Genomic DNA, 17,284 nt, shown 5'->3' on the forward strand with positions numbered 1-17,284 from the left:
CGCTCGCCGGAGACGGTCGAACGACGACGGCTGAACACGCCGGCAGGGGATACAACCCCGGGTCGCTCGTAGCCGCGGGCACTGATTGCAGATGTCTCTCGCGAACTACGAACTCCACGAGCGACTCGACCGCCTCTCGACGGCGTCGGCCGACCGAGACGTGCTCGTCACGCTGACCGTCCCGTCCGAGGAATCGATCGGCGAGGCCCGTCGACCCGTCGAGACCGACTACGCCGAGGCGACGCAACTCGACGAGCAGTCCATGGCCCGGCCACTCGTGAACGCCCTCGAGGAGACCCGGAGCCGCCTGAACGAGTACGACGAGATCCCCGAGCGCGGGCTGGCGATCTACGCCGGCGTCGTCGACGGCGACCTCGTCGCGACGACCGTCGACGACCTGCCCGTTCCGATCGAGGAGTTTAGGTACGAACACGGCAACGAGTTCGATCTCGAGCCCCTCGAGGACGTCACGGAGCCCGAGTCGACCTACGGACTGCTCGTCGTCGAACGCGGCGGGGTCGCGCTGGGGCGGCTGGACGACGAGGGCGTCGAACCGATCGAGACCCTCGACAGCGACGTCCCGGGCAAATCCAGCGCCGGTGGCCAGTCGGCCGAGCGGTTCGAGCGCGACCGCGAACGCCAGAAGCGTGACTTCTTCGACGCGATCGCCGAGCGCGCCGAGATGGAGTTCCTCGGCGACGATCCGGTCGACGGCGTCCTCCTCGGGGGGACGACGGGCACCGTCGAGGACTTCCGCGACGAGGCCGACCTCGACCACCGGCTCGCGGACCGCCTCGTCGGCGAATTTCCCGTCGAGTACGCCTCCGAACAGGGCCTCCGACAGCTCGCGGCGAAGGGCGAAGATGCGATCGACGAGCGCGACCGCGGTGACGTCCGCGAGACGCTCGGGGCGTTCTTCGAGGCGGTCCGAGACGACGACGAGCCCGTCGCGTACGGCGTCGACGAGGTCGACGACGCCCTCGAGTACGACGCGGTCGAGACGCTGTTGCTCTCGACGGGTCTCGAGGGCGGCGAGCTCCAGGAGTTGGGCGACCGAACGGCCGAACAGGGCGGCGAGACCGTCGTCGTGCCGGACGATTTCCCGGACGGGAGCCGGTTCCGCGACGCGTTCGACGGCGTCGGCGCGCTGCTTCGGTTCCCGATCGACTGACGGGGCGGCTCGGGCCGGTGGGCGTGCAGTTCGATCTGCGATTCTCTTTGCAGTACTCGGAGCGCTACGAGAACGCGGGCGCAATGGTACTCGAGCGGCTCGAAGACGGCCCAGCGCCAGCCGATCTCAGAGGGCGTTCCCGAAAATTTCCTCGAGGTCGTCCCGGGAGACCCGCCGCGGGTTCCCAACCAGCAGTCGCTGGATGTCTTCGGTCTTCTCGGCGAGCCGCGGGACGTCGGCGTCCTCGACGCCGAGATCGGTGAGTCCCGACGGGATGCCGATGTCGGTCGAGAGCCGTTCGACGGCGGCGGCGGCGCGCTCACCTTTCTCGCGGTCGGCGAGCCCGTCGACGGGTTCGCCGAGGAGTTCGGCGACGCGGCCGTAGCGGTCGAACGCCGTCGGCGCGTTGTATCGCATGACTTCTGGCAGCAACACGGCGACGGTGACGCCGTGGGGCGTGTGGTTCTCCCCGGCGACGGGGTAGGCCATCGCGTGGGTCGCGCCCAGCCCGGCGTTCGTAAAGGCGATCCCCGCGAGGAGGCTCCCGAGGGCCATATCGCGCCGAGCCTCGACGTCCGAGCCGTTGTTGACCGCCCGACGCAGACTCCCGCCGATCAGTTCGATCGCCTTCTCGGCGTAGAGATCGGTCATCGCCGTCCGGCCGCCGTAATCGGGGCGGTCGGCGGCGGTCTCCGGCGCTTCCTTCGCGTCGTAGCGGCGAGTCGTGTACGCCTCGATCGCGTGCGTGAGCGCGTCCATTCCCGAGGACGCGGTGATCGCGGGCGGCAACGACACGGCCAGCAGCGGATCGACGATCGACAGCTCGGGATAGAGGTGGCGACTCGAGATGCCGACCTTGAGTTCGCGGTCCGGCAGCGAGACCACGGCCGCGGGCGAGCTCTCCGATCCGGTTCCGGCGGTCGTCGGCACCGCCGCGACGAGCGTCTCGGAGTCGGGGACCGATTCGCCGCCGCCGATCGGCGGCGCGACGTAGTCGAGCACGTCGCCGTCCGCGGCGACGAGCGCGCCGGCGACCTTCGCGACGTCCATCGAACTCCCGCCGCCGACGCCGACGATCGCATCGGGACCGACCGCCGCCGCGGTCTCGATCGCGGACTCGTAGACGTCGACGTCCGGATCGGGCTCGACGCCGTCGAAGACGTCGATCGCGGTCTCGGCGGCGACCGACTCGAGGACGGTATCGACGATTCCCGCGTCCCGGAGCTGTTCGTCCGTGATCACGAGCAGACTCGAGACGCCGCGCTGTTCGAGTTCGGACCCGAGTTCGTCGACCGCACCGCGACCGAATTTGATCGCGTCGGCGATCGCGAAGTCCCACACTGAATCGGACTGATACATCGTTCCGAAGGAGTATTCGGCGGGTTTACTTAACTGTGTGGAGGGGCCCCACGGCGGGGACCGGCGAACGCGGCGTCGCGGCGTCAGTACCAGACCGTTCCGGCGTCAACGTTGACGTCCTGTGCGGTGATCCGCCGCGCGTTCGGGCCCAGCAGGAACGAGACGGTTTCGGCGACGTCCTCGGCCTCGACGAGTCCCCCGAGCGCCGCGTCGTCGGTGAAGACGTCCCGCTTCGCCTCGTCGAACGAAATCCCCCGCTGCTCGGCCTGGTTCTCGATCACGCGCTCGATGCGCGGTCCCTCGGTCGCGCCGGGACAGACGGCGTTGACCGTGATATCGTCGTCGCCCAGTTCGAACGCGAGCGTCCGTGTGAGCCCGATCACCGCCATCTTCGAGGCCGCGTACGGCGTCCGGTCCGCGAGCGGTCGCTTCCCGCTGATCGAGGAGATGGTGACGATACTCGCGCGGTCGCTCTCCCGCAGCAGCGCCGCGGCGTGTTTCGCGACGAGGAACGGTCCTCTGGCGTTGACCGCCATCGTCCGGTCCCAGTCGTCGGCGTCGACGTCGGTGACGGGAGCCGTCGGTCCGGCGATGCCGGCGTTGTTGACGACGCCGTCGAGACCGTCGAACGCCTCCTCCGTCCGCTCGATCAGGTTCTCGACCGACGACTCGTCGGTCACGTCGGTTCGGACCGGTAGCGCTCGATCCCCGGCGTCCGCCATCGCCGCCGTCTCCTCGATCCCATCGCTGCGCGCCGCCAGCGCGACGTTCGCCCCCTCCTCGAGCAATCGGAGCGCGATCGTTCGTCCGATACCGCCGCTCGCACCGGTGACGATGATCGTTCGGTCGTCGTGCATGCGAACCCCGTTTCTCGCGGTTGACAATAATTCCTCTCCCCGACGATCGAGGTACGGCCCCTCTCTACGGCTGAATCCGAGATAACTGACCCAGTGTTTTATAGAGTGTCAGATAGATGATCGGGCCGGACAGATGGCAGAGTCAACCGAGTACCTGAAAGCGGCGGGGAGCGCTTCGATCGAGATCGACCGGGAGGTCACGGACGCGGTCCACGATATCCTCAGCGAGGTGAACGACCGCGGCGACGACGCCGTCCGCGAGTTCACCGAGCGGTTCGACGGCGTGGACGTCGACGAGTTCCGTGTCGCCGACGAGGAGATCGAGGCGGCGGCCGCGGACCTGACCGACGCCGAGACGGAGACCATCGACAACACGATCGAAAACGTCCGCGAGTTCCACGAGGAGCAACGCGACCACATCGAGGGCTTCGAGCGGGAGTTCGAGGAGGGCGTGCGCCTCGGTCAGCGCATCGTTCCCGTCGAGTCGGCGGGCACGTACGTCCCCGGCGGTCGCCACCCGCTCGTCGCCGCGCCCGCGATGTCGATCGTCCCCGCGAAAGTCGCCGGCGTCGAACGGGTCGTCACCTGCGCACCGCCACAGGACGACGGGAGCATCCAGCCGGCCCAACTGTACGCCATGGACCGAGCCGGCGCGGACGAGATCTACAGCATCGGCGGCGCGCAGGCCATCGGCGCGATGGCCTACGGCACCGAGTCGGTCCCCGGCGTCGCGAAGATCACGGGGCCCGGCAACGTCTTCACCACCGAAGCGAAGCGGCAGGTCTTCGGCCACGTCGGCATCGACTTCCTCGCCGGCCCCTCGGAGGTGCTCATCCTCACCGACGAGACGGCCGACCCCGAACTGGTCGCGACCGACCTGCTCGCACAGGCCGAACACGATCCCAACTCGCGGCCGATCCTCGTCTCGACCGACCGTGACGTCGCCGAGGCGGCCGTCGAGGCCCTCGACGAGCAGGCCAACGACCTGCGCACCGAGGACGTCGCCCGCGAGTGCTGGGAGGAGAACGGCGAGGTCGTCGTCGCCGACGACATGGACACCGCCGTCGACGTCGTCAACGACTACGCGATCGAACACCTGCAGGTGATGATCGACGAGCCCCGCTCGATCGTCGACGACCTCACCGACTACGGTTCGCTGTTCCTCGGCGAGCACTCGCCGGTCGTCTTCGGCGACAAGGCCGTCGGCACGAACCACAGCCTGCCGACCCTCGAGGTGGCCCGCTACAGCGGCGGGATCACGGTCGACACCTATCTCAAGACGCTCACCCATCAGGAGGCGACCGAAGCGGGCGCCGCCCGCATCGCGCCGTGGGCGGCCGAGATCTGCAAACTCGAGGGGACCCACGCCCACCAGCTCTCGGCAGAAGCGCGCCTCCGCGACGACATCAGTCCCGACTACGGCCCCCAGGAGTGATCACTACGGCCGCCAGAAGTGATCGATCGACCCGCGGTCGGCTCCCGTTCCCGCTCGAGTGGGAGCGAGCCGAGTATCGTCCGGGTTCGACGCTCGTCACCGGCCCGACTCGTCCCGGCCGTTGCAGGCACCACGGGCTTGCTTCGAGTGCCGGTAGCCGACGGTATGTGCGCCACGTTTACCGACGACGATCTCGGCAAGCCCGTCGAGAACGACAACGGCGAGGCGGTCGGCGTCGTCACGGTAGTCGACGGAGACGTCGCCCACGTCAGACCCGATCCGTCGGTCGTCGAGTCGATCAAGTCCTCGCTCGGCTGGGAGAAGGGAGCCGAGGAGACGATCACGCTCGATCGCGGCTCGATCCGGGACATCACCGACGACGCGGTCCGACTCGAGGGCGGGCTGCCGATCCGGGACGAATCGGGGACCGAACCGAACGTCGAGCGCGACGAGTCGCCGGACGGGGAGCCGGAGACGGAGCCCGTCGGCGGCACGAGCGGGATCGACGAGACTGAAATCGCCGAGGACATGGCGGACGACGAGGGTCTGGACGCGGCCGAGGAGATGGACCAGATCGAAGAACAGGGCCGAGGCGCGACGGTCGATCCGACCGAACTGGCGGACCGCGATTCGGAGCTCTCGGTCCGGCGCGACGAGGACCTCGAGCGGACGGACGCAGCGGTCGACGTCGACGAGGACGCCCAGCGAACGGACGCGGCCGTCGAACCGGGCGAAGGGGCGAGCCGCACCGATGCCGCAGTGGATCCGGACGCGCTGCGCGAGACGGAGGCGACCGATCGAGGCCCGACGACCGAGGACGGCGCGCGGTCGGTCGAGGGCGGGCCCGAAACGGAACGGCTCACGGACGCCGGCTCCGACACCGAGAGCGACGACCGCGAGGACGAATAGGCACGCGAGAGCGGGCGCGAGCAATCTGCTCGAGCCGGACCGAGACGGCGGATATCGCTCACTCCTCGTCGAGCGTCCGCAGAATCCGGTCGGCGACGTCGGTCGTCACGTAGTACGTATGCTTGCGGTGGGTCTCGTCTTTCGGCTTGAGCTTCCGCTCGGTTCCCTTGATGATCGACCCCTCGTAGGTCGTGACGAGTCCGACGGCCTCCATCGCCCGGTAGCGGTGCCGAACGGCCGTGAGGTCGAGTCCGAGTTCGTTCGCGGTCATCCGCGGGTAGTCCGGGCCGCCCCGCGAGAGGCGGCGAGCGAGGCGTTCCGTGCCCTCGATCCATCGGAGGAACCGCCGCTTCCCCTCGCGTTCCTCGAGAAACGATAGTATTCCCTCACCGTCGTCGGTGAGCCGATAGGCGGGACGCGTCCGGTCACCGTCCGCGGGACGCTCCGCGAGCAGGCCGCTCCGTTCGACCGCCGCGCACAGGTCGACGACCGTCTCGTGGTCGGCGTCCAGCGCGCCCGCCATCGAGCGCGAGTCGTCCGTCCTGACCGTCTCGAGGTGGTCGAGAATCAGGACGGCGAGCGGCTCCGGCGGCACGGCGGCGAGTTCGCCCGCGACCGCTTCCCGTTCGTCGAGCTTCGCTGCGAGTTCGCCGGCGCGTTCGTACCGCTGCTGGGCGTTCTCGGCGGCGCTCCGATCGAGGTCCAGCGTGACCTCGATCGAGTCGCCGGTCGGGGTCTCGAGCTCGAGCGCTAGTTCTCGATCGTCCCAGTGCTCGCCCGGCCGGTCGCGCGCTCGCTCGAGGGCCTCGGTGACGGTGTCGATCCGCGTGAAGATCGTCTCGGCCTCCGTCCGCAGCCGCGCTACGTCCGCTCTCGAGGCGATCATCGACGGTACGAGTCTCGGGATCCGCGCCGGAAACGCCTTGTGGTAGCCGTCTCCGCCGTGACTCGCCGGGCAGGCTACTAAGGCCGTCCTCGTGATACGTTCAACGGCTATGAACTGGACAGGCGAGACCGGCGGCGACGAGGGCGTCGACGTCGCCGGCCCGACAGACGCACAGTCGATCGTGTTCGTCCACGGCGCGATGTTCACCCGGAAGATGTGGTTGCCCCAAACGCGCGAACTCTCAGAAGAGTATCACACCGTCGCCCCCGATTTACCGGGTCACGGCACCCGGGCCGGCAAGCCGTTCCGAATGGAGCCGGCGATCGACGTCCTCGAGGAGGTTTTCGAGACGCACGTCGACGGCTCGGCGGTGCTCGTCGGGCTCTCGCTCGGCGGCTACGCGGCGACAGAGTACGCCTACCGCCATCCCGAGCAGGTCGACTCGCTGGTGCTGTCAGGGAGCAGCGTGAACCCGGTGAACACGATGCAACTCGGCACGCGGCTGACCGGCGGACTGACGCGGCTCCTGACCAAACCGGACCTCGGAAAGCGCGCCGGCGAGAAACTCGCGGCCCGCTGGGTGCGAAACCGGGAGCTCCCGCCGGACATCGAGCGGGAAATCATCGACTCGGGGTTCTATCCCAAGCAGTTCGGCGACGCGGCACCGGACATCGCGGGCGAGGACTTCCGGGCGAAGCTCTCGAGTTATCCCGGCTCGACGCTGATCCTCAACGGGGAGAACGACAAGCTCATGCGCCGCGGCGAACAGGCCCACGCCAAGGCTGCACGGGACGGCCGGGTGGAAGTGCTCGCGGGCGTCGGCCACATCTGCAACCTCCACCGGCCGGCGACGTACACGGATCGGGTCCGCCGGTTCGTCCAGCAGACCGTCCCCGCACAACGGTAGGCGTCGCGATCGTGCTCGCCCGAGCCGGATATCGATTCGAGAGCGGTCTCGCGAATGAGCAGGGATTCGAACGCGGAACTAGGTCGGTGACAAGAGAGCCGTCGGACCGTCGAGCGCGAGCCGCGTCCCTCAGGAGCGTCGCTCGCCGACCAGGTTCCGGATCCGGCCGGGGATCCCCAGCAGGGAGATCCCGAAGCCGAACAACACCATCAGGACGTAGACGCCGAGCGTCGAGGTCCAGACGACGAGCATCGCGAGGACCGCCCAGACGCCCTCGAGGAAGTAGAACGCGGCGATCGACATCGCCGTCCCGTACAGCAAGACGAGATACGGTCCCCAGTCCTGGGCGTGGCCGCGCCGTACCCGCCGCCGCACGTATCGTTTGAGTTCGCCCTCGAGCGACTCTTTTCGAACGGTCCTGTCCTCGACGTCGGCCTCGAAGTCGTCGACGCGGTCGCGAAGCCGCTCGATCTCCTCGCGGAGGACTTCGGCGTCGCTCGAGCGGTCGCGCGTCCGGGCGCTGGCGCTCCTCGCGGTCGCACGGTCGCTCGCGCGGTCCTCCGCGGCTCCCTCGTCGGCACCCGTAGCGTCGTCGGTCATCGCTTCTGTCGGAATCTGTCGATGTCCGGGACTTTGTAGCTGCCGATCCACTTCACGGTCGGCGAGGACCGCATTGAGGACCGCACCGAAGACGAGGATGATCGAGCCGACGTACAGCCAGACGAGGACGAGAAAGACGGCCCCGAGCGCGCCGTAGACCGCGTAGCCGGTGACCAGACCGGTATACACCGAGAAGCTCTGACTCAGCGTGTACCACCCGATAGCGGCGACGATCGTTCCCGGTGCCGCCTCGCGGAGACTGACGTTCGCGTCCGGAAAGATGACGTACAGCGGGAGAAACGTCGCGATCAGACCGAGCACGACGAACAGCTGTCCGACGACCGAGAGCCCGTATCCGGGAACGAATCGGGTCGCGAGCTCGAGGAGACCGACCACCACGAGCCCCAGTGCGATGCCGATGGACACGATCGTCGCGTCCCAGACGGTGTCGAGCAGCGACTTCTCCCCCGCAGTGCCGTACACCTGCGAGAACGCCCGATCGAGCCCGCGAAGCACTCGACTCGAGCCCCACAGCAGCCCGAGAATACCGACGATGGTCGCCCCCTGCCGACCGGTGTCGTCGACGATCGTCTCCGCGAGCAGTTCCCGGGCCGCCGGCGTGAGCACGTCGCTGGCTGCCGCCGTGAGCCGCGCTGCGAGCGCCTCGCCGCCGATGGATGCGGCGATTCCGAGCGCGAGCAACATGAGCGGCACGAGCGAGATGAACCCGTAGAACGCGACGCCCGCCGCCAGCAGCGTCAACTGTTCGGTCCGTGCGAGCCGAAGCGCCTCTCCCGTCACCGCCAATCCCCGTTTGCGATCGAGCACGCGCGACCCTTCCACGCGAGCCGCCATATGTAGTCTCGTCGGACAGGCCCACAACGAAGTCTTACACTGCGGCGCTCGTCAGGGTGTCTACGACCCAGTCACGACCGAAGCGCCGTAGCCGCTCCTTTCGATCGGCGAACAGCCGTATGGGGTCGATCTCGGTCGCACGGCTCTGATCCGATCCGGTCCGTCCCGTCCCCTGCCGACCGAACCCAACCGTTATCGGTTGTTACATTGACAGCAATGTATGGACCAACGACGTTGTCCGGACTGTGGCGTGACGATGGAATCGGTCCCCGTTCGCGACACTGAGGGGATGAGCCTGTCCATCGCGACGGGGAAACGCGACGGACTGCTGGGGAAAATCGGCCTCCGGAACACGACGAAGTTGCAGGGCGTCTGCTGTCCCGAGTGCGGGCTCGTTCGCCTGTACGCTGACGTAGCGTAGCGGCACTCGATTAGCCGAGATTCGACTCGGTCGCCGCGCGGATCTCGCTCACGCTCGCGTCCGTCTTGAACGTCGTTCCTCCGTAGTGGGCTCGAGAGGCCGCATACCCCGCCTCGCGCAGATCTGCCAGGAACTCGTCCATTGCGTTCGCGGGCAGCCCCCAGTTCCGACAGAGCTTGTGCTGGTCGTAGTGGGTCGGCTCGTCGAGTTCCGCCGCGAGCGTGTCACAGAGTTCGCGGGCCTCCGGTGCAGTGTCGAACGTGTAGGGAATTTCGTCCCGAACCGCGCCGATGAACGTCGGGTCCTGGACGGTCCCGAGCCAGACGGGACCGGCGGTGAGCATCCGATTGCCGTCGCAGTGCGGACACCTCTCGAGCGGGTCGGCGATCAGTCCGGGGTCGGCCTCCCGGTAGAGACAGTCTTCGCAGTGGTAGAGGTGCCCTAACTCGTTGATCGCGGCGTCCGAAGCGGTGGGCTTGTGCTCGAGTTCGAGATAGGTCCGGACGTAGTGGCTGGTCGCGTGGGTCAGGATCGGCTCGATACCGACGTCGAACCGGGCGGCGCTCCGCGCGAGCGCCGAGATGAGGATTCGAACGCCCATCTCGGCGTGATAGTCCGTGTTTCGGGGGATCGCGGAGTACGAGCGGACGCCGCTGTTGAAGTGGGCCCCGCACAGCGGCGCGGTGTCCGTCGCGGTGACGCAGACGAGGTCGCGACAGTTCGCGAACGCGGCGTCCGCGAAGGGCATCGGCGTCCCGTAGGGGTCGAGATCGATCACGTCGAACGGCTCGTCGTGCATGAGAGCGTTGACGTTCCGGTGTTCGACCCGCGCACCGTCGCAGTCGTTTCGCTCGAGGTTCGCCCACGCGAGGTCGACCGCCTCCTCGTCGACGTCACAGCAGGTCACGTCCCAGCCGTCGGCGGCGGCCCGAACCCCGCGGATACCGCTCGCGGTCATCGCGTCCAGATACGAGGTGGCGCGGTCCTCGCGCTCGCGATACGCCCGCAGCGTCGCGATCGTCAGATCCCGGTTCAGTTCCTGTCGCGGGTTGTAGAAGACCGCCTCCTCGATGCCCTCCGTCTGTTCGCCGGGGACCTCGAGTTCGACCCCGCCCTCTGTGACGCGCATACGTCGTCTCGTCGGTAGCGGGCGAAAAACGGTGTGGTCTCGAGCGGCCGATAGTGCCGCCGAGTTCCCTCCGAGAGACGGCGGCTATCGCGGCGGTCCCAGCTGAGCAACCGCAACAGTGGAAGAAAGCGGTAATTGGTTTTCGAGGAGTTTTCGGCCGCGGAATTCACGGTCTGTATCACAGCGGCCCCGACGGACAACCAAACCGATTTTACAGTTCGATACACAGTTTCAGTTGTGTCAGAGGCCAACCCCGTCGAGCGATGGCAGGCCGCTCTCGAGGAGGCCGGCGAGCTCACGCCGGAGATCGTCGGCCAGATCTCGGAGATCCACGGCGACCGTGGGGTTCGGGCCATCGAAGCAGTGGGCGAAAACCGCGTGAAGTCCTACCGCGATTTCACGATCGTCGTCGGCTACGACGACGAGTACATCGTGGAGGACGGCGGCTGTACCTGCAAGGACAGCGAGTACAACTTGGACGCCGACGACCCGACCGAGCGCTGCTGGCACTCGCTGGCGGTCGCGATCGCTCGCCGGGTCGGCCACGTCGATTACCACGACATGTGGTACTCAGAGGTCCGCGAACTCCTGTAACTCCGCCGAGCGGAACTCTTGCGGTTCTGACTCCGTCGTGAACTCGCTCGTCTGCTCATCTGCGTACTGTGCTACTGTCGTACGTCTCAACTGGGGAGAGTCTCAGACTCGGAATGGAGAGCACTTGAAGTAGCTCTTCGGCGGAGTGTGTCCGTATGCGTCGCCGCCGCTATCTCGCCGTCAGTCTCGGACTGATGGGGCCGATCGTCGGATCAACGGGGAGCATTGCTGCGGTCGGTCAGGAGACCGATACCGACTCGGAATCGGAACCCGAACCAATTCGATTCACCGGCTCGGGAACGAGCGTTACTGAGGAGTTCGAACTCGAGGGCGGCGTGACGATCACCGAAGCCGTCCACGACGGGGAATCGAACTTCATTGTCGAGTTGATTCCGACAGATGACGGCTTCGAGGAGCTACTTGTCAACGCGATCGGCGACTTCAACGGGGCGTCAGGTGTCCTCGCCGAGGAGGGGACGTATCTGCTAGACATCGATGCGGACGGTAGTTGGGAGATCGAGATCCAACAGCCGCGCGCTGCAGTGGACGACGCAGACGCGCTGCCAGTCGAACTCGAGGGTGACAGACCTGGGTGGGACGGTCCGTTCCGATTCGATGGACTCGGCCAGGCTCGTGGAACCCACGAGGGGGAAGAGAACTTCATCGTCGAAATTCTGCCGCAGGATGGCCTCTTCTCGGAACCCGTCTTCAACGAAATCGGTCAGTTCGACGGCGAAACGACGTTCGATATCGAAGGCGTCGGGTATGTGACGATCGACGCCGATGGACCCTGGTCGCTCTCGCTGGAATGACAGTCGAACTCGAGGACACTACCGGACGCGGTAGCACTAATCGGACTCGTTACAGGCTGCGATGATGACGTCGGGATCGTCGATCAGTCGGTTCTCCATGTAGTTGCCCTTCCCCTTGCCGGCCCACTTGCGTTCCTGATCGATGATCGAGAGAAACTCGAGTTCCGAGAGGATGTCCCGAACCCGGCGCAGTTTCAGGTGCTCCGAGCCGTCCCGATCACAGAGTCGCTTGTAGAGGTCGTAGGCTTCGTTGGTCGTCACCGGCGCGTTGTCCTCCGCTTTCTGCTGGGTCAACAGCGCCATCGCCTCGAGAACCAGTTTCGCGTGGCTGGGGCTCTTCGAGATGAGTTCGGCCAGCCGGCTGGTCTCCTCGCGCTCGTGGGCCTGATCGACGCAGGCCTCCGTGACCCGCTCTCGGTCGGTTTCCTCGGCGATCTCGCCGGCGAAACGGAGGATGTCGATCGCCTTCCGCGCGTCGCCGTGTTCGCGGGCGGCCAGCGCCGCGACGCGGGGGATGACGCCGTCCTCGAGGACGTCCTCGTGGAAGGCGTCGGCCCGAGTGCGAAGGATCTCTCGAATCTGCGTCGCATCGTACGGCGAGAAGACGTACTCGCGCTCACAGAGGCTCGATTTGATCCGCTCGTCCAACGAATCCTTGTATCGGATCTTGTTCGAGATACCGATGACGCCGACGGTGCTCTCGGTGAGTTTCCCGGATTCGACGGCCCGCGAGAGCTGCATCAGGATGTCGTCGTCCTCGATCTTGTCGACCTCGTCCAAGATGATCAGTGCGACGTCGTAGCGACTGTCGACGATGTGCCACAGGCGGCGGTAGTACTCGGCCGTGCTCAGCCCCGAATGAGGAATCGAGACGTCCGTCTTGGACTGGTCGTTGAGCTGGTGGCCGGCGGATTGGACGGCCTGGGTCTCGGTCGACTCCTGCAGGCAGTCGACGTACGCGACGCCGATCGAGACGTCGTTGCCCTCGGCGCGGTCGATCGCCTGATTCGTGATGAACTTCGAGCAGAGGGACTTCCCAGTTCCTGTCTTCCCGTAGACGAGGACGTTGTTCGGCGTGTTCCCTCGCGTCGCGGGTTTGATCGCGTTCGCGAGGTTCGTCAGCTCGTCCTCGCGGCCGATGATCCGATCGCCGTCGGGGAGATGCGAGACCTGCAGTAGCTCCTTGTTCCGAAAGATCTCGTTCTCGCTTCCGAAGTAGTCCATCGAATCCGGCATTCAGATACCGGGTACTTTCGGGGTCGGGTACTTAATCGTTCGGAACCGGAGTGCCGCTGTATACTCGAGATTTTCCGGTTTGAGTGCCTGAGTGAGGAGAAATACACCCCAGGGTGCCGCTGTATAAGCGGTTTCATACCCCTCGATTCCGCTGTATGAACGGTCCGGTCGTGCTGTCCCGTTGCCGAGGGATCGCGCCTGTATTGATTGAGACCGTCGCGCGCATCGGGAACCCCGGAGTGCCGCTGTATGGGTGGGACCACACCCCTCGGTGCCGCTGTATAGCCGCCGTAGTTCACTGCGTCACGCGTTGGCGGACCCCGGAGTGCCGCTGTATGGCGAGATGCCTACGCGACGACGGAAACTACCCGGCAAGCGGTGAGTCAGCAACGGTATAGGCTGGGTCAGACGGCCGTCTCCGGCAGCGGTGGGTCCAGTTCGATGGACTGAACGGGTACCGAAGTTCCGCTGTATCGGATGAAAAGAGTTTCCATCGCGCGTGAGTCAGCCGGTTTCCACCCCTCGGTGCCGCTGTATGCGGAGACACACACCCCGCGGTGCCGCTGTAACGATGTGGCGGTGTCCGTCGACTCGAAGCGGGGGTCGGGTGGGGAGATTCACAGCACGATCGATGGCACGCGACGAAATTCGCTATCGATAGTACGCAACGGGATTGACTACCAATAGCACGCGACAAAATTGGCGATCAATGGCACGCGACCGGGCCGGAACAGCGTCGGCAACGGGATCACTGCAGAACAGCGGTAACGCAGCAACTGAATCAGGAACATCGGTAACGCAGCAACTGAATCAACAGGTATCGTCACGGCAGGGTCAAGGATTACAGTTGCTATCCCGAAACGAGGGGTGTCGTTCGACTCGAGCGACAGAGCCGCGTCCAATACCGATTTGACGCATTCTCGTCCAATTAACTCAATGAACTATAGCACAGTATTAGTATTTAGTATTGGTGATCCTCGCCGACCCTCAAATCGGGGGTAACCGCTATCGAACAGTTACTGAGAATGGGACCCAGTGATTCCTCGGGGTAGCAGCCATCTCGTAGACCTATACAGCGGCACCGCGGGGTGTGTCTCTACATCCATCAACTGAAGCACTGACGTCTGAGTAACTGAGTGACGCCTGAGTAACTGAGAAGCGAACAGCAATATCGGAAGCAAACAGCGACCGGAGACCGGAGACCTAGCGGTCTCGTGCGGACCCAGCGGTCCCGTGTGACTACTCGTCGGCGCAGATCTCGACGAAGTTCCGCAGGATTTGTAGTCCCGTCTCACCGCTCTTCTCGGGGTGGAACTGCGTTCCGAAGACGGTTCCCTCATCGTTGGCTACGATCGAGGGGAACTCGCGCTCGTAGTCCGTCGTCGCGACCGTCGCGTCCTCGTCGTCCGGAGCCGCGTAGTAGGAGTGGACGAAGTAGGCGTAGTTGCCGTCAACCCCCTCTACGAGCGGGTGGTCACGCTGGACGTGGAGTTCGTTCCAACCCATGTGCGGAACCTTCTGGCCCTCGGCGAACCGGACGTTCGTTCCGGGGATCAGATCCAGGCCCTGGACGGCCGACTCACCGTCGTTGTCACCCTCCTCGCTGGTCGTGAGCAGCATCTGCATGCCGAGACAGATCCCGAACAGAGGGGTGCCGCTCTCGGCCACCTCGAGGAGGTCCTCGCGGAGCGGGTCGGCGTTCTCGACGCCTTCCCGAAACGCGCCGACGCCGGGGAGGACGACGCCGTCGGCCGCGGCGAAGGCCGCGGGATCGTCGGTGATCTCGACGTCGGCACCCGCGCGCTCGAGACCGCGAGTAACGCTGCGGAGGTTCCCGAGCCCGTAGTCGACGATGACGACGGAAGCGAGAGACTGCTCCTGTGGAGACGAAACGGTGCTCATACGCGTACTCGGAGCGGCGCGTTGAAGTGAATTACCCTTCGGGCAACCGGCTGCTACTCGAGTTTCGGTCAATCGCTCGCGGGCTCGGCCGTCCCGCCGCCCTCATCGCCGTCGCGACCGCCGAGACGCTGCCGTCGCCGGTACACGTAGTACCCGATCGCCGGGACCGAGAGCAGGTACGGAACCGCCAGGACCGCTCCGGCGAAGTGACTGAGTCCGAGCCCGCCCGCGAGCCACGGATTCGGATTCCACGCCGGATGTTCTCGCAGCCCGAGCGCGTCCATGACTAACGCGACCGCCACGACAACGGCGAACAGGTACGACAGCCAGCCGGCGAGGACGGTCACGACGAAGGAGGCCAGTCCGACGCCGAGAGACTCTGTGTCAGCAGTCTGGACGAAGAGACGGAGCGCAGCGTTGGAGGTCAGCGTCGAGAGCGGTGCGATCGGAAACAGGTACGCGCCGTACCGCCACGCGGGATCAGCGGGCCCGAATTCGGAGCCGGGGGACATGCGCCCCAGTTCTTGACAGGCGATACTAATACGTTCGTTGAAATCTCTCGCTTCCGTCCAGATACTCGCCGACGCAACCCTCTCGGCGAGTAGTCGCCGACGTCACCGACAGGGTCACGCCCGGTCGTTCAAAACCCGTCGAGTCGCGACTGCCCGCCCTCGCTGTCCGCGACGCCCGCGAGGTCGGCCGCCCGCTGCAGGGCGTTCTCGAAGGTCTCCTCCTGACTGCGATCGTACAGCGTCGCCGCCGGATGCACGCAGATCAGGAGTCGACGCGGCTCGCCGTCGATCCGGATCTCCTCGAGGTCGCCCGCCTCCGTGGTCACCGCGACCGACCGCTCGAGCAAGTGTTCGCTTGGCACCTTCCCCAGCGTGACGATTACCTCCGGATCGAGGGCGGAGATTTCCTGCTCGAGGTAGCCGCGACAGTTCGCGAGTTCGTCCTTTTTCGGATCGCGGTTTTCGGGGGGCCGACAGCGCACGCAGTTGGTGATACGGACATCGCCGCGCTCGAGACCGACGTCCCGAAGACCGTCGTCCAGAACGGTGCCACTTCGACCGACGAACGGCTCGCCCTGCTCGTCCTCGTTGGCCCCGGGGCCTTCGCCGACGAACAAGAGGTCGGCGTCCTCGGGACCGCCGCCGTTGACGATCCGACTGCGAGAGTCGACGAGCGCCGGACAGCGCGTACACTCCGTGACACAGAGGTCCTCCATCTCTCCCATACAGGTGGCTCAGTCGGTCGCCTCCTACGTCTTTCGGGACGCGGCCGCCGGTCGTGATCTCCTCGGCCTCCGGAGCGGGTCATTCGAACGACCGAGCGTACGAGTCCGCCGCTCGAGCCGCCATCCGCGCGATCCTGATCGGTTCCGGACGGCCGCCCTCGGGCGTGAACGCCCGGACGACGTCGTCGGCCTTAGCGGGCTCGAGGCCGACGTGCCTGACGTAGACGGTCTCGTCACCCACAGACAGTTCGCGTCGGTCCGGCAGCGCTCGGTAGACCGCGAGCCGTGCCTCGAGTTCGGGGCCGGAAAACGCGTCTCGGAGGCCGGTCTCGAGGCCGTCGCTGGCCTCGAACGTGACGGCGATGACCGGCCGGTCGACTGCCTCTCGAATTCGAGAAAGTGCGAGGATGTTGTACCACGCGGGGGCGATAGCGCCGAGCAGAACGTACCGGGCGTCCGGACGATCGAGTTCCTCGATGACCTCGATGACGGCGTCGGTTCCGTCAGTGCCGCCGACGCGACAAGTGCCGTACGCGAGTCCGTCGCAGACGCGGTCGGCACGAACGACGGCACCGGCGAGCGTACTCCGGGTCCGATCGCAGTCGCGGTCGCCGCGGTACGATTCGGCGATGCCCAGCGCCCGTACCCCGGCCTTCATCCGTCAGTCGCTCTCGTCTTTGATCTCTTTGAGCCGGTCGAGTAACTCGTCGCTCGACGCACCGTTTTCGAACTCGATGGTTCCTTCGTGGCTGTTCTCTCCCGACTTGACCGCATCATCGTCGTCAAAATCAGCGTCGACTTCCTGTTGCTCGGATTCGTCGTAGCTCCCGAATCCCATACAGTGTTCCCTACGGGGTTCCGATTGAAAAACTCAGTGGTTACCAGTTTATTACGGTTCCCCAACCAGTCGACGCGTCCGGGAGCGCCGCTGGAACGGACGGTCCTTGGATACTATATAAAAAATCCGCCATATG

At 65.9% G+C, this 17,284-nt stretch carries 18 protein-coding genes; 7 read left to right on the plus strand and 11 right to left on the minus strand.

Going from position 1 to position 17,284, the window contains the following annotated elements; translation table 11 throughout:
* Nucleotides 1-91: 91 nt before the first annotated feature.
* Nucleotides 92-1,171 carry a Vms1/Ankzf1 family peptidyl-tRNA hydrolase gene (locus LDH66_RS05590; RefSeq protein ID WP_226480079.1) on the plus strand — a complete coding sequence of 360 codons (1,080 nt, stop codon included), beginning with the start codon at nt 92-94 and terminating at the stop codon, nt 1,169-1,171.
* Between the two features lie 126 nt (nt 1,172-1,297).
* Here the strand turns inward: LDH66_RS05590 and LDH66_RS05595 are convergent, their stop codons facing one another.
* Nucleotides 1,298-2,530 carry a hydroxyacid-oxoacid transhydrogenase gene (locus LDH66_RS05595; RefSeq protein WP_226480080.1) on the minus strand — a complete coding sequence of 411 codons (1,233 nt, stop codon included), beginning with the start codon at nt 2,528-2,530 and terminating at the stop codon, nt 1,298-1,300.
* Between the two features lie 83 nt (nt 2,531-2,613).
* Nucleotides 2,614-3,387: an SDR family NAD(P)-dependent oxidoreductase gene (locus tag LDH66_RS05600; RefSeq protein WP_226480081.1), complete on the minus strand. Its 774-nt coding sequence runs from the start codon at nt 3,385-3,387 to the stop codon at nt 2,614-2,616.
* Nucleotides 3,388-3,520: 133 nt separating this feature from the next.
* Here LDH66_RS05600 and hisD point away from each other — a divergent pair, with 133 nt between their 5' ends.
* Together hisD and LDH66_RS05610 are read left to right on the plus strand one after the other, a co-directional pair.
* Nucleotides 3,521-4,822: a histidinol dehydrogenase gene (hisD, locus tag LDH66_RS05605; protein WP_226480082.1), complete on the plus strand. Its 1,302-nt coding sequence runs from the start codon at nt 3,521-3,523 to the stop codon at nt 4,820-4,822.
* Between the two features lie 165 nt (nt 4,823-4,987).
* A complete protein-coding gene (locus LDH66_RS05610; RefSeq protein ID WP_226480083.1) occupies nt 4,988-5,731 on the plus strand; it encodes a hypothetical protein in 744 nt (247 codons plus the stop codon).
* 58 nt (nt 5,732-5,789) lie between these two features.
* On the opposite strand, the gene LDH66_RS05615 is transcribed toward LDH66_RS05610, so the two are convergent.
* Nucleotides 5,790-6,617 carry a DUF2250 domain-containing protein gene (locus tag LDH66_RS05615; protein WP_226480084.1) on the minus strand — a complete coding sequence of 276 codons (828 nt, stop codon included), beginning with the start codon at nt 6,615-6,617 and terminating at the stop codon, nt 5,790-5,792.
* Between the two features lie 109 nt (nt 6,618-6,726).
* Between LDH66_RS05615 and LDH66_RS05620 the strand changes: the two genes are divergently transcribed.
* Nucleotides 6,727-7,524, plus strand: coding sequence for an alpha/beta fold hydrolase (locus LDH66_RS05620; RefSeq protein ID WP_226480085.1), 798 nt, complete (start codon nt 6,727-6,729; stop codon nt 7,522-7,524).
* A 129-nt stretch (nt 7,525-7,653) separates the two neighbouring features.
* Here the strand turns inward: LDH66_RS05620 and LDH66_RS05625 are convergent, their stop codons facing one another.
* The gene (locus tag LDH66_RS05625) at nt 7,654-8,979 is read right to left on the minus strand and encodes a YihY/virulence factor BrkB family protein (RefSeq protein WP_226480086.1); all 1,326 of its coding nucleotides are present in this window, start codon (nt 8,977-8,979) and stop codon (nt 7,654-7,656) included.
* 220 nt (nt 8,980-9,199) lie between these two features.
* Between LDH66_RS05625 and LDH66_RS05630 the strand changes: the two genes are divergently transcribed.
* Nucleotides 9,200-9,400 (plus strand): hypothetical protein, encoded by a 201-nt coding sequence (locus tag LDH66_RS05630; RefSeq protein WP_226480087.1) that lies wholly within the window; start codon nt 9,200-9,202, stop codon nt 9,398-9,400.
* A gap of 10 nt (nt 9,401-9,410) precedes the next feature.
* Here LDH66_RS05630 and LDH66_RS05635 read toward each other — a convergent pair whose 3' ends face one another.
* Nucleotides 9,411-10,529 (minus strand): tRNA (guanine(26)-N(2))-dimethyltransferase, encoded by a 1,119-nt coding sequence (locus LDH66_RS05635; RefSeq protein ID WP_226480088.1) that lies wholly within the window; start codon nt 10,527-10,529, stop codon nt 9,411-9,413.
* Between the two features lie 237 nt (nt 10,530-10,766).
* Here LDH66_RS05635 and LDH66_RS05640 point away from each other — a divergent pair, with 237 nt between their 5' ends.
* Nucleotides 10,767-11,123: a hypothetical protein gene (locus LDH66_RS05640; RefSeq protein WP_226480089.1), complete on the plus strand. Its 357-nt coding sequence runs from the start codon at nt 10,767-10,769 to the stop codon at nt 11,121-11,123.
* Nucleotides 11,124-11,278: 155 nt separating this feature from the next.
* Nucleotides 11,279-11,935, plus strand: coding sequence for a hypothetical protein (locus LDH66_RS05645; RefSeq protein ID WP_226480090.1), 657 nt, complete (start codon nt 11,279-11,281; stop codon nt 11,933-11,935).
* A 36-nt stretch (nt 11,936-11,971) separates the two neighbouring features.
* On the opposite strand, the gene LDH66_RS05650 is transcribed toward LDH66_RS05645, so the two are convergent.
* From LDH66_RS05650 to LDH66_RS05675, 6 genes are all read right to left on the minus strand, one after another.
* Nucleotides 11,972-13,171, minus strand: a complete 1,200-nt coding sequence (locus LDH66_RS05650; protein ID WP_226480091.1) for a Cdc6/Cdc18 family protein — start codon at nt 13,169-13,171, stop codon at nt 11,972-11,974.
* A gap of 1,239 nt (nt 13,172-14,410) precedes the next feature.
* Complete coding sequence (gene hisH / locus LDH66_RS05655) at nt 14,411-15,073, minus strand: imidazole glycerol phosphate synthase subunit HisH (RefSeq protein ID WP_226480092.1); 663 nt, start codon at nt 15,071-15,073, stop codon at nt 14,411-14,413.
* A 68-nt stretch (nt 15,074-15,141) separates the two neighbouring features.
* Nucleotides 15,142-15,585, minus strand: coding sequence for a hypothetical protein (locus tag LDH66_RS05660; protein WP_226480093.1), 444 nt, complete (start codon nt 15,583-15,585; stop codon nt 15,142-15,144).
* Nucleotides 15,586-15,713: 128 nt separating this feature from the next.
* Nucleotides 15,714-16,310, minus strand: coding sequence for a uracil-DNA glycosylase (locus LDH66_RS05665; RefSeq protein WP_226480094.1), 597 nt, complete (start codon nt 16,308-16,310; stop codon nt 15,714-15,716).
* 79 nt (nt 16,311-16,389) lie between these two features.
* Nucleotides 16,390-16,968, minus strand: coding sequence for an endonuclease dU (locus tag LDH66_RS05670; protein ID WP_226480095.1), 579 nt, complete (start codon nt 16,966-16,968; stop codon nt 16,390-16,392).
* Nucleotides 16,969-16,971: 3 nt separating this feature from the next.
* The gene (locus LDH66_RS05675; RefSeq protein ID WP_006431152.1) at nt 16,972-17,148 is read right to left on the minus strand and encodes a DUF5786 family protein; all 177 of its coding nucleotides are present in this window, start codon (nt 17,146-17,148) and stop codon (nt 16,972-16,974) included.
* Nucleotides 17,149-17,284 lie beyond the last annotated feature (136 nt).

The organism is Natrinema amylolyticum (genome assembly GCF_020515625.1).
In the GTDB taxonomy this organism is placed as follows: Archaea; Halobacteriota; Halobacteria; order Halobacteriales; family Natrialbaceae; genus Natrinema; species Natrinema amylolyticum.

Coding starts and splice junctions, on each gene's coding strand:
- LDH66_RS05590 (WP_226480079.1), top strand. CDS start 92: ATGTCTCTCGCGAACTACGAACTCCACGAGCGACTCGACCGCCTCTCG.
- LDH66_RS05595 (WP_226480080.1), bottom strand. CDS start 2,530: ATGTATCAGTCCGATTCAGTGTGGGACTTCGCGATCGCCGACGCGATC.
- LDH66_RS05600 (WP_226480081.1), bottom strand. CDS start 3,387: ATGCACGACGACCGAACGATCATCGTCACCGGTGCGAGCGGCGGTATC.
- hisD (WP_226480082.1), top strand. CDS start 3,521: ATGGCAGAGTCAACCGAGTACCTGAAAGCGGCGGGGAGCGCTTCGATC.
- LDH66_RS05610 (WP_226480083.1), top strand. CDS start 4,988: ATGTGCGCCACGTTTACCGACGACGATCTCGGCAAGCCCGTCGAGAAC.
- LDH66_RS05615 (WP_226480084.1), bottom strand. CDS start 6,617: ATGATCGCCTCGAGAGCGGACGTAGCGCGGCTGCGGACGGAGGCCGAG.
- LDH66_RS05620 (WP_226480085.1), top strand. CDS start 6,727: ATGAACTGGACAGGCGAGACCGGCGGCGACGAGGGCGTCGACGTCGCC.
- LDH66_RS05625 (WP_226480086.1), bottom strand. CDS start 8,979: ATGGCGGCTCGCGTGGAAGGGTCGCGCGTGCTCGATCGCAAACGGGGA.
- LDH66_RS05630 (WP_226480087.1), top strand. CDS start 9,200: ATGGACCAACGACGTTGTCCGGACTGTGGCGTGACGATGGAATCGGTC.
- LDH66_RS05635 (WP_226480088.1), bottom strand. CDS start 10,529: ATGCGCGTCACAGAGGGCGGGGTCGAACTCGAGGTCCCCGGCGAACAG.
- LDH66_RS05645 (WP_226480090.1), top strand. CDS start 11,279: ATGCGTCGCCGCCGCTATCTCGCCGTCAGTCTCGGACTGATGGGGCCG.
- LDH66_RS05650 (WP_226480091.1), bottom strand. CDS start 13,171: ATGCCGGATTCGATGGACTACTTCGGAAGCGAGAACGAGATCTTTCGG.
- hisH (WP_226480092.1), bottom strand. CDS start 15,073: ATGAGCACCGTTTCGTCTCCACAGGAGCAGTCTCTCGCTTCCGTCGTC.
- LDH66_RS05660 (WP_226480093.1), bottom strand. CDS start 15,585: ATGTCCCCCGGCTCCGAATTCGGGCCCGCTGATCCCGCGTGGCGGTAC.
- LDH66_RS05665 (WP_226480094.1), bottom strand. CDS start 16,310: ATGGGAGAGATGGAGGACCTCTGTGTCACGGAGTGTACGCGCTGTCCG.
- LDH66_RS05670 (WP_226480095.1), bottom strand. CDS start 16,968: ATGAAGGCCGGGGTACGGGCGCTGGGCATCGCCGAATCGTACCGCGGC.
- LDH66_RS05675 (WP_006431152.1), bottom strand. CDS start 17,148: ATGGGATTCGGGAGCTACGACGAATCCGAGCAACAGGAAGTCGACGCT.